This window comes from Thalassotalea ganghwensis (genome assembly GCF_053485795.1).
On the sequence record NZ_JBQRUM010000003.1, the window covers coordinates 101,529 to 113,401 of the forward strand.

The window sequence follows — 11,873 nt, forward strand, 5'->3', positions numbered from 1 at the left end:
TTATACGACAGCTTTAATTACATTAATAAAAACAAAGATTTTCATGGAAAAGTTGAATACATATCGTCGTTATTAGTACATGAATAACTAAGCTATTTAGCGCTTTAACATTATGGAGTAAGCTATAATTAGCTTCAGTATAAGTTATAAATGGTTGCTTAATGAACATCCCTATTACTACAAAGCATAGCTTTCCAACATGTCGAAAAAAAATATCGCCATTGTTGCTATTCCTTTTTAGTTGTTTAATGAGCTTTAAGTGTTCAGCAGAAGCAGAAGATCGAGAATTTTTTTCGCTCAGTTTAGCTGAACTACTTAATGTGCAAGTCGTTACTGCAGCGACAGGTTATAATAGTTCTTTAGAAACCGCGCCAGCATCAGTGACTGTGATAGAGGCTTTTGAATGGAAAGCACAAGGTTACACTCAGCTTACTGAGGTACTTAAGGGCGTAGCAGGAATACAACTGAGTTATGTAAATCGTTCTACTGCCCAGTGGAAGCCAATAATAAGAGGGTTGGGAGGTGCTTTTACTCAACAGATAAAGCTTTTATATGATGGCATTCCGCTCAATGGTATTAATATCGGATCTATGCCAGCGCTTGATATTCCTCTTGATGGCTTAAAGCGTGTAGAAGTATTGCGAAGTCCGGGTTCAGCAACCTATGGTGCGGATGCTTTTGCCGGTATTATTAATTTAGTGCCTAATGATGAGTTAAGTGATTCCATCGACATTGTTGCCAAAATTGGTAGCTTTGACACTCAACAATTATCTTTAACAGGCTCAGGAGAGAAAGAAAGTGTTAAGTTTTTCTATTCTCTTTCTTATCATCATTATGATGATGACCCACAGCGTATCATATATTCAGATTTACAAAGCCAACTAGACAAAGCCTTTGGCATTAATGCCAGCTTAGCTCCTGGCCGATTTGATTTGTCTCAAGAAGTCTTTAGTTTTCAAGCAAAAATTCAAAATTCGTTAAGTGCTTTAACGTTACACAATTTAAAAGGACACTACGGAACAGGACAAGGTGTGGCGGAGGCATTAGATCCGACCGGCAGTAATGAGGTTGATAATTTATTACTAGACTTTAAGCATTATATTTTTAAAAACGATAAAAAATTCGGAGACGTGGTTTTTCAATCGTGGTACCAGAAGCAATATTACTTCCATCCGATTAATATCTTCCCACCAGGATCAATCATGCCAATTGGTAGCGACGGTAATATTAATTTTGTTCAGCCAACGACCTTTACCTTGTTCAGTGACGGAGTCATTGGACATCCTGGTAAAACATCAATTCTAACCAATGTAAATATATCGCAAACCAACAGTTATGATGACCATCACATACGTTGGCAGATTGGTTATGAAAAGCATCAACATAAACCAACAGAGCAAAAAAATTTTGGACGTGGCGTATTAAATGGTAGTGAAACGTTGGTTGACGGCACCCTGACAGATGTCACTAATACTAAATTTTCTTACCTTCCATACAAAAATCGCTATTTTCAGTTTTTATCGCTGCAAGACCAATGGCAGATAAGTTCCGATGTTATGGTCCATCTCGGGTTGCGTGTCGATCACTATAGTGACTTTGGAACAACAACTAATCCTCGTGTTGGAGTTGTCTGGCAGTTTGATGAGCAACTCACGTTTAAAATATTCAGTGGTAAAGCATTTAGAGCACCAGCATTTTTTGATCTCTATGCCGTAAACAATCCGGTTAATTTGGGAAACCCAAACCTTAAGCCAGAAAAAATATCGACGCATGAGTTTAATTTATCTTATCAATTTAATGAGAATTTAATTACAAATATCAGCTTGTATTGTTATAGCGCAACACAAATGTATCAATACGTTGATGATGGCTCAGGTAAAGGCTCTGTGGCAAAAAATGTTGGCGAGTTAGATGGTTATGGTGCAGAAGTTAATATTCGGTGGCGATTGAATAATAAGTTTGATCTGATGGTGAATGCGAGCCATGTAAACAGTGAAGATAAAAAGGGAGAACAGCAACCGCATTATGCAAAGCGCTTTGGTTCAATATCATTGAATTATCAATTGACTGAACGATGGCATATGAATATTTTCGCTTTATATACTGGACGTCAAGGCCGTAATAATAACGATATTAGAACACCTTTAGCTTCAAGCGTTTGGTATAAAGGGATGCTTAGGTATCAATTACATCAACCACGCATTAATTGGAATCTATCGATTGAAAACCTAACAGATGAAAAGTATTACACGCCAAGCAATCAAATAGAGTCAGACTATCCGTTACCCGGTCGTCGCGTTGTTCTTGGACTTGAGTATCAATATTAACATGTATTCAATGATAAAAAAGCCAACCGTAAAGTAGCGGTTGGCTTTTTGGTTATTGGCAACTGGTATCTTAAGGGTTAGTAAGCTGTCGCTTTTACATAATCACTGTATTCACTGCTACCACATGAGTTGCTAGCGCTTACTCTAAAGTATTGATAGCCATAGCTGTAAAACCAGCCAGTATCTGTACTTGATGTCGTGGTAATTTCTTGCCAGTTGTAACCATTCCAAGCTTGCACACTATAAGAAGTCGCTCCTTCAGAAGCTGTCCAACTTCCTGTTGCATAGTAAGAAAAATAATCTTGGAATGCCAAGTTAGTAGGTACTGCAGGCTCGCATTGTGCAGGTTCATCTTCTAAGGTAACCGTTAGCGAAGCAGATTCAGTTTCACCGCAGTCTGCTACAGCAACAACTCGCACTTGCACATCACTGCCGGCGGTAAATCCAGATAAGTTGGCATTAGTGTTTGATGTTGTCACTTTTGTGCGCCAAGTACCATTCTCAAATACTTGTACCTTATAATTTTGAGCATTGGCTGCAGCATTCCAGCTTAATGAGAAGCTGTTTGTATTTACATTGCTAGCACTCAATCTTTCTGCCGTACCTAAGTCACAAGTAGTATCTTTGATAAGATTAACAACAATGGTGGCAGAGATAGTTTCACCACACGATGCCACAGCAACAACGCGAACTTCAACATCACGACCTTCGGCAAAACCGGTGAGGTTAGCGTTGGTATTTGTTGTCGTTGTTTTAGTGCGCCAGATACCATTTTCTAATGTTTGTACTTTATAGTTTTGTGCATTTTCAGCAGCGTTCCATGTCAGAGAAAAACTGGTGCTATTGACATTGCTTGCAGAAAGTCTTTCTGCAGTACCTAGATCACAAGCAGGATCAGTTAATAGCGTTACAGTAAATACCGAAGTGAGCGTTTCGCCACAATCGCTAACTGCTTGCACTCTAACTTGCACATTGCTACCTGCTTCAAAACCGCTTAAGTCTGCACTCGTACTTGACGTCGTTGCTTGCGTGCGCCAAACACCATCGTCTAGTACTTGTACGTTATAAGAGCTCGCATTAGCAGCAGCACCCCAAGTTACGGTAAAGCTGCGGTCAGTAATATTGCTTGCTGTTATTGCGCCAGGCTCACCAAGATTACATTGCTGATCTGATTGCAACTGCACCGTTATAGCGGTTGATGCATTTGAACCACAATTACTTATCGCATTAACGCGAACTTCTACTTGACGACCTTGCGCAAAGCCAGATAAGGCAGCGTTAGTTCGCTCCGTAGTTAGCTTGGTGCGCCATGAACCTGATTCGTTAACTTGAACTTCATATGAACTAGCATTAGAGGCAGCGCTCCAGTCTAGATCAAAGCTGGTTTGCTGAACGTTGCTTGCTGATAATTGGCTAGGCGCACCAATATTACAGCTTGTTGAGCCCGTTAGCTGTACTTGCCAGCTTTGACTCGTTTCAGTGACGTTATTAGTATCTCTGATCACCGCATCTGTAGTGTCTTTTACTCGCGCACGAATGGTATAAGCACCATCTTGGTAATCGTTAGAAGATAACGTGAAGCTTTTACCTGTAGCGACTTGTTCATTGTTTACAAACCAGGTTACTTCTGTGGTTGAAGGGCTTGCTTCAACGGTGGTTACAGTGAACGTTTGTTCACCTTCTACCGATAAGTTAGTTTGTGAAGGAGCGAAGCTATCAATACCGTCGACATAGCCATAAAAACGAACAATGAGCTCTTCGGTATTAACTTCATAGAAAGGTTGACCAAGTGAGCGCATCATTGAGTTTTCTGTTGGGCGATACATGCCACTGCTACAATACCTAGCACCTTCATAGGCACCGACATTGCTAGCAACATTATTCCAATGAGACCACTTAGCACCATTTGAGTTGGTGGTTACATTGGCTTCACTTGGCTCGGCTGAATTACATGTACCATAATCATATTCATCGGCCAATTTACCTAATGTGTGACCGATTTCATGAACTGCGATATCAATCGCAGCATCTGCTAACGACATCGTAGCAACTTGACCACCAGCGCCACCATAGGTTTGGCTGTTGACAACAACAATGACCTGATCTGCTTCTTGGCTCTCCAATACACTGTTAATGTAGGTCAGTACTTTATTTTCATCGACACAAAGCAAACGCTCAATGTTATAACAACCAAAGTTTGCACCAAAGCGAGTGTTGATTGGTTGGCCGTTAGTGCCAGCTCCAGAAACTTGTGAAGCTGCCTCTACACGCCATACATTAAATAGGCTTATGTACTCTAAAAAAGGAGACTCTCTGAAAAAACCTTCAACGATGCGCTCGACATCGCCACTAAAATTTGGCAATTCACTTTGTGTATAGCCTTCACTTAAAAAGACTAAATCAACGCGGTTGTTTGAGTCTCCATTGTCAACTATTTTGAATACACCCTCTGCTTGTGATGCTGCACTTTCGCTAACGATTGACTTTTTTGTTGAACTCGCAATGTTATCTAAGCTAAGTGATTGCAGTTGTTTGAGGGTAAATTCACCTAAATGTTTTTCTACTTCATAAATCGCAATTGAGTGGAGTTCTTTGTGCTCTGGTACACGAATATTGAGTAGTGCAGAATCACGTTTAACATCTTTGGCAAAAACGATAGAACCATCATGCTGATCGAACACTTCCGCTCTAAAATAGAGAGGGTTTGAAATCACTTGACGACTAAGTTCTTTACCATTTTTATCAAATCCAATAACCACCATATCTTTTTCAGAATTGATGGTTTTACTGGGCGTTGGTTTGGCCTTGGTTAATTTGTTTGCCAGTAATGGGTTAGTTTGCACCGCAAACTGTTGTGCCTGTTTAGTATGGTTATGTATTTTCACACTAAGATGCCGGCTTTGCTCTGCAGCAAAAGCGAGCGAGCTTGCAAACATTGCTGTTAGCAGCGCAACTCTCCTTACAGCTTTGAACATGGTATTCTCTCCTTTATTTATAGTTTTTATTGCACTTGGAAACCTAAATGGGTTTCAGGTAGATCCCAATAATGCTTTATGATTTTTTTATTACTAAAATGTTAAATTTTAGTAATATTTCAGTGTAGATTGGTCATAGGAATTGATAAAGGGCTGATGAAGTTTACTGCTGATTGTGAGGCATGAATGGTGAAATGAATGACATCAATGTTTAAAAAAACAACACTTTTTGAGGCAAGCTATTGAGCCGTTTAAAAATTCCAAAAAGGTACAATGACTAGATATTGACGTTCGCATAGGGGGTTAACTCGCAGTAACCGTTAACAGCGGCTATAGTAAAACTATTGTCAAATTGTGGTTTACCACTCGATGGAAGAAATAGAAAAGCCGTTAGTCTCTATCAAAAACAAAGAGCGCAAGAAACGCATTCTTCAAGTTTTTTGGGTGTCTCAATTCGCACTATTACTTGCCTTATTTCAACCGATCATGAATAGCGATTGGCGTAATTTAGCGCTGATCGTGTTTTTCTTTAGTTTATTGTTTATCGCATTTTTTTATGCACGTAAGGGAAATTTAGACCTAGCCGCTAATGTGATTACCTGCGTTTTAACCATGTTGGCGTTGTCTTTGGCTTGGTTAAATCAGGGCGTTAGAGACGAAGCGTTATTAATTTTTCCGGCACTAATTACTTTTGGAATTCTAACCGGGTCTCGCATTGTCGTTAAGGTGATGTTAGCGCTGATATTGGTCAATGTTTTAATAATGGGGTTGGTGAATCAATTTGGTTGGCATACACATTACCTCAGTGGCAGCGGGCTAGAATCAGCAATTGTCATCATTATCATTTTTTCAGTGGTCTACTATAGCATTCGTTTATTAGGTGTTGATTTAATGGAAGCAAACGAGCGCTTGTATCAACATCAGCAAGAGCTAGAGGCACAAGTACAAGATAGAACGAAAGAACTTCAGCAATCGATAAAACTATTAACGGAAGCAAAAAATGAACTAGTTGAAGTGGAAAAAATGGCGTCATTGGGGCGCTTAGTTGCAGGAATAGCGCATGAAATTAATACGCCGATTGGCATAGCGGTAACTGCGGGTACTTCAATGAAGGATTATAGCGATGAAATAGAGGCTTTGTTGGAGCAAGGGCAGTTATCTCGAAAACAATTATTTGAGCATTTAAAGCGCAATGCCGATACCTTTGAACTACTTAATGCTAACTTGATTAGAGCCGCAAATTTGATCGCTGACTTTAAAGAAGTCGCTGTGCTTAATGAAGGTTTACGACGCTGTAAATTTGAATTAGGGCAAGAAATCAAAAATATATTTTCGCAACTTCAAACGGAGCAAGAAAAACTGTGTTATCGAGTGTATTGTCAATGTCCTGATGACCTATATGTTTATCAAGACCAAGAAGTGCTGACGAAGATTTTAACTAACTTATATATGAATTCGTTGAAACATGGCTTCGAAAATAAACCTCAAGGGGAAATCAGTGTCAGTGTAACTGTTGATGATGATAACCAGGTAGAACTTGCATACGCCGACAATGGAACAGGAATAGCTGATGAGCATGTAGGTCATATCTTCGAGCCTTTCTACACCACAAAAAGAGGAAGGGGAGGGACAGGTTTAGGTATGCATATTGTTTTTAATCTGGTGACCCACTCCTTAAATGGTCAGATAAGTTATCAAGGAAAGTTTGGTTTAGGTGCTAAATTTGTCATCAAGTTTCTTGCTGAAGCGGCAAAGTAACATCTTGATGTTGTCCCTGTTTTTGACCGTAAGTATGACAAAATTTACTTCTGTTAATTAATCATTTATTCAAGGGCTCATCCTTACCCCCTCGTTATTTCAATACTGTCTTTTTAAACGTCCGGCGAATAAAAAGTTAGTAGAATAAAGATGTATAAAAATAATCTTTAAAGAGTTTTTTAATATAAGAATTAATTCTCGTTTAAATGGAGAACAGGTAAATTGCGGCTTATATTTTTTTGTTATTTGCTTGGGAAAAACTCATTAAAAAATATTTTAATTTAGGGGTAGTAATCACTAAAAATTCTGGTAACCTCTATCGTCCTTAGATAAAAAGTCTGTGTTTTTTTTAAATAAAAAATTACTCAGTAACATTTTTATCCACATATAAAAAAATAATAATTAAATGTGATAGAAACGGATTTTTTCTTACCTTTCTTCATTTAAAACAATAATTTGCACATGATTCTATTTCTATCTTTTTTATTCAGATGGAAGCGTTTGCTATTGTTTTCAACAAAGTTATCCACAGGTGTGCGTTTTTTAATGTGGTATTCATCAAATAAATTGTTCGAACTGCTAGAGAGCAAGCTAGCTTTGTGGCATCCTTAGCGTCAAATTTTGGTAATCGATTAATGGCTTATGACTCAAGCGCAATTATCCCCTCTTATTTTAGTTGATGGCTCCTCATATTTATTTAGGGCTTATCATGTACCTTATTTGCAAGCTCTTTCAACTAAAGACGGCCAACCTACTGGTGCTATCACCGGTGTGCTGAATATGATCAACAGCCTTAAAAAAAGCTATCCAAATGGCAATATCGTTGTTGTATTTGATGCCAAGGGTAAAACCTTTCGTAACGACCTATATCCAGAATACAAAGCTAATCGACCACCAATGCCGGATGATCTGCGTTCACAAATAGCGCCTTTGCATGAAATTATCGAAGCGATGGGATTACCTTTGCTGGTGATTGAGGGTGTAGAGGCAGACGATGTTATTGGTACCTTAGCTCATCAGGCAACGCAAGCGGGTATTGAAACCGTTATCTCAACCGGCGATAAGGATATGGCTCAGTTGGTAAGTGAGCATGTGCGTTTAATTAATACCATGACCAATGTTGAACTTGATGTCCAAGGTGTTATCGAAAAATTTGGCATACGCCCAGATCAAATTATTGACTATTTAGCCTTGGTGGGTGACAAGGTAGATAATATCCCAGGGGTCAATAAGTGCGGTCCTAAAACCGCGGTAAAGTGGCTGTTAGAGCATGAAACACTCGATAATGTTATTGCTAACGCAGATAGCGTTAAGGGCAAGATTGGTGAACATTTAAGAGCGGCAGTAGACCACCTTCCATTGTCATATGAGCTTGCAACGATAAAGTTAGATGTAGATTTAGCGGTCGGTGTTAAGGAGCTTTTACCTGTAGAACCGAACGTTGATAAACTCGCTGGCCTTTACCGTAAGTTTGAATTGCGCCGTTTACTCGCTGAATTAACATCCAATGAGAAAGTAGAAGTAGCCGTACCAGAGATTATTGAGCAAGAAGATACTGTTGACCATAGTGCGATAACAACAGATTACGAGACAATTTTCACAGAGCAGCAGTTGGATACATGGTTGCAAACAATTTCAAATAAAGGGATCTTTGCTTTTGATACAGAAACAACCAGCTTGAACTATATGCAAGCTAAGTTGGTTGGCGTCTCATTTAGTGTTGAAGCGGGCAAAGCAGCTTATGTCCCAATTAATCATGATTATCAAGGTGCGCCAGAACAACTTAGCGAAGAGCATGTATTAGCGAAGCTTAAACCGCTACTTGAGAGTAAAACCGTTGCCAAAATCGGACAAAACTTAAAATACGATGCCAATGTGCTAGCTAATTACGGGATCAATATGCAAGGCATTCAGTTTGATACGATGTTAGCGTCTTATTGTTATAACAGTGTTGCCAGTCGTCACAATATGGATGCGCTTGCAGAGAAATACCTTGGCATGAAAACGGTTCATTTTGAAGATATTGCTGGCAAAGGTGCTAAGCAGGTAACGTTTAATCAAATAGATATAGATAAAGCCAGTCATTATGGCGCTGAAGACGCTGATATTACATTGCGTTTGCATCAGCATTTATATCCTAAATTGGTTAAGTCACCTGGACAGTTAGCGATATTTAATTTGGTTGAGATGCCATTAATGCCAGTTCTGGCGAGAATGGAGCGTACTGGCGTATTAATTGACAGTGATCTGCTGGCTGAGCAAAGTCAGCATTTAGGAACGCGTTTATCTGAGCTTGAGATTGAAGCGCATAATATTGCCGGTCAAAGCTTTAATTTAAGTTCACCGAAGCAATTGCAAAAAATACTATTTGAAGATTTGAAATTGCCAGTGACCAAGAAAACGCCAAAAGGGGTGCCATCTACAGCCGAAGAAGTGTTACAGGAATTAGCGTTAGATTATCCACTACCTAAAATCATTCTAGAACATCGCGGACTCAGTAAGCTTAAATCAACATACACGGATAAATTACCCTTGATGGTTGATAAGCAGACAGGTCGGGTTCATACCTCTTATCAGCAAGCCGTTGCAGCTACCGGTAGACTTTCATCTACGGATCCGAATTTACAAAACATCCCGATTCGAAGTGAAGAAGGCCGTAAAATCCGTCAGGCGTTTATTGCTAAGCCGCACCACAAGGTTGTTGCAATAGATTATTCTCAAATAGAGTTGAGGATTATGGCGCATTTATCGGAAGACCCAGGTTTATTGGCCGCGTTTTCAGAAGGGCGAGATATTCACCAAGCAACGGCCAGTGAAATTTTTGCTACACCTCTAGATGAAGTGACGAGTAACCAAAGACGTAGTGCTAAAGCAATAAACTTTGGTCTGATCTATGGCATGTCTGCATTTGGACTCGCCAAACAACTTGATATTGGGCGACAACAAGCGCAAGAATATATGGATAAATATTTTGAGCGCTATCCACGTGTATTAACGTACATGGAAGAAACGCGTCAAAAAGCTTCCGAGCAAGGTTTTGTAGAGACATTATTTGGTCGTCGTTTATATTTGCCTGATATTAAGTCAAAAAATGCCATGCGCCGTAAAGCAGCTGAAAGAGCAGCAATAAACGCCCCGATGCAAGGTACAGCCGCAGATATTATTAAGAAGGCGATGATTTCTGTTGATGCTTGGATTGAAAAGCAACAAGACTCACGCATTACTATGACCATGCAGGTTCATGATGAATTAGTATTTGAGATCCATCAGGATATTGTTGACCAGACTACTGAGAAACTTGTTGAAATCATGAATGACGCTGTCAAGCTCGATGTGCCGCTCATCGCAGAAGCGGGAGTAGGGGATAACTGGCAGCAAGCACACTAGTAGAGCTATCAATTTGGTAATCAAGTTACTTAAATGTAATTTTATTACATTTTTTCTTGACGTTTAGAGTTGATACTCTATAATAGCCTTGTTCCTACTTAGGACGCTTGTTGTAATAATTTGTATATTCTAGCTTTCCTCATAGCTTGGCCGACAACGGATGTTGTCGGCTTTTTTATTTCTATATCACGTCTATTTTTTGTAATTTATTTACATTGCGGTTAGCAATGCTAAAAGTCGCCCACTACCGATAACAATTTGCCATGCTATGCAGTTTTAATTGTCATCATCCAATGGATCGATTATCGGTTCGATAGCTTTTGGCTTGCTGCGACCCGATTTTCTTAGCGCGTCTCGCAAAACATATTCTATTTGTGCATTTAGGCTACGCAGTTCGTCATCGGCCCAATGCTGCATAGCATTAAGAATTTCCTCATTGATGCGCAGGGGATAAGCTTTTTTAGCCATATTCGCTCCTACAAAATAGTAAGTAATTCATCATCTTCGCTATTTGTTAGTATAGGCTACCGGTGTTAACCACTGGTTGAGCGGCTTCATCACTACATAATACCACCAACAAATTACTGACCATTGCAGCTTTTCGCTCGGCATCGAGTTCTACTATATCTCTTTCAGCAAGATGAGTGAGTGCCATTTCTACCATTCCTACGGCGCCTTCAACTACTTTTTGGCGAGCGGCGATAATCGCCATGGCTTGTTGACGTCTGAGCATAGCATTGGCAATTTCTGCTGCGTAAGCGAGATGACTGATGCGAGATTCAATGACATTAACGCCTGCTTCTTCTAAACGATCTTGAACTTCTTTTTTCAATGCTTCAGATATTTCATTGGGATCACTTCGCAACGATATTTCGTCATCTTCATGATTATCATACGCATAACTTGTTGCTAAGTTACGAAGGGCAGATTCACTTTGAATAGAGACGAAATCTTCATAATCATCCACTTGAAAAACTGCTTCGGCTGTATCGACAACTTCCCACACGATAACAGCAGCGATCTCGATTGGATTACCGTTTTTATCGTTAACTTTCAATCTACCACTTTCAAAATTTCTGACCCTGGTCGAAACTTTCATTTTGGTAAAAAATGGATTGGACCATCTAAGTCCGGGGGCACTTACCGTGCCTACATATTTACCAAAGAGTTGCATTACACGCGCTTCTTTTGGCGCGACCATGTAAAACCCAAACCAACAGATAAAAACCGTGATAAAACTGATTAATCCGACAATCACAAGTAATCCTGACTTACCGGACAAGCCTGAGGCTATGACAGCCCCTGCGGCAATCTGTAAAATAAGTAACACGCCAATAAAGGCAATTCCATTGGGCGCTTTCACTGCTTTTTCTTTGATCATAACGATATCCTTAACATTAGTATTATTGTGATATCAATATGATAT

The 11,873-nt window shown here is 39.6% G+C and carries 6 protein-coding genes; 3 read left to right on the forward strand and 3 right to left on the reverse strand.

Annotated elements, in window-relative coordinates:
• The first annotated feature begins 248 nt into the window (after nucleotides 1-248).
• Nucleotides 249-2,327 carry a TonB-dependent receptor gene (locus tag ACSLUH_RS04035; RefSeq protein ID WP_448564854.1) on the forward strand — a complete coding sequence of 693 codons (2,079 nt, stop codon included), beginning with the start codon at nucleotides 249-251 and terminating at the stop codon, nucleotides 2,325-2,327.
• 77 nt (nucleotides 2,328-2,404) lie between these two features.
• Here ACSLUH_RS04035 and ACSLUH_RS04040 read toward each other — a convergent pair whose 3' ends face one another.
• A complete protein-coding gene (locus ACSLUH_RS04040) occupies nucleotides 2,405-5,302 on the reverse strand; it encodes a M64 family metallopeptidase (RefSeq protein WP_448564856.1) in 2,898 nt (965 codons plus the stop codon).
• Nucleotides 5,303-5,671: 369 nt separating this feature from the next.
• Here ACSLUH_RS04040 and ACSLUH_RS04045 point away from each other — a divergent pair, with 369 nt between their 5' ends.
• On the forward strand, nucleotides 5,672-7,060 hold the full coding sequence (locus ACSLUH_RS04045) for an ATP-binding protein (protein WP_448564858.1): 1,389 nt from the start codon (nucleotides 5,672-5,674) through the stop codon (nucleotides 7,058-7,060).
• Between the two features lie 642 nt (nucleotides 7,061-7,702).
• On the forward strand, nucleotides 7,703-10,447 hold the full coding sequence (gene polA, locus ACSLUH_RS04050; protein WP_448564860.1) for a DNA polymerase I: 2,745 nt from the start codon (nucleotides 7,703-7,705) through the stop codon (nucleotides 10,445-10,447).
• Nucleotides 10,448-10,723: 276 nt separating this feature from the next.
• On the opposite strand, the gene ACSLUH_RS04055 is transcribed toward polA, so the two are convergent.
• Nucleotides 10,724-10,915 carry a type II toxin-antitoxin system antitoxin gene (locus ACSLUH_RS04055; RefSeq protein ID WP_448564862.1) on the reverse strand — a complete coding sequence of 64 codons (192 nt, stop codon included), beginning with the start codon at nucleotides 10,913-10,915 and terminating at the stop codon, nucleotides 10,724-10,726.
• Between the two features lie 46 nt (nucleotides 10,916-10,961).
• The gene (locus ACSLUH_RS04060) at nucleotides 10,962-11,828 is read right to left on the reverse strand and encodes an SPFH domain-containing protein (protein WP_448564864.1); all 867 of its coding nucleotides are present in this window, start codon (nucleotides 11,826-11,828) and stop codon (nucleotides 10,962-10,964) included.
• Nucleotides 11,829-11,873: the final 45 nt, after the last annotated feature.

Coding starts and splice junctions, on each gene's coding strand:
- ACSLUH_RS04035 (WP_448564854.1), top strand. CDS start 249: ATGAGCTTTAAGTGTTCAGCAGAAGCAGAAGATCGAGAATTTTTTTCG.
- ACSLUH_RS04040 (WP_448564856.1), bottom strand. CDS start 5,302: ATGTTCAAAGCTGTAAGGAGAGTTGCGCTGCTAACAGCAATGTTTGCA.
- ACSLUH_RS04045 (WP_448564858.1), top strand. CDS start 5,672: ATGGAAGAAATAGAAAAGCCGTTAGTCTCTATCAAAAACAAAGAGCGC.
- polA (WP_448564860.1), top strand. CDS start 7,703: ATGACTCAAGCGCAATTATCCCCTCTTATTTTAGTTGATGGCTCCTCA.
- ACSLUH_RS04055 (WP_448564862.1), bottom strand. CDS start 10,915: ATGGCTAAAAAAGCTTATCCCCTGCGCATCAATGAGGAAATTCTTAAT.
- ACSLUH_RS04060 (WP_448564864.1), bottom strand. CDS start 11,828: ATGATCAAAGAAAAAGCAGTGAAAGCGCCCAATGGAATTGCCTTTATT.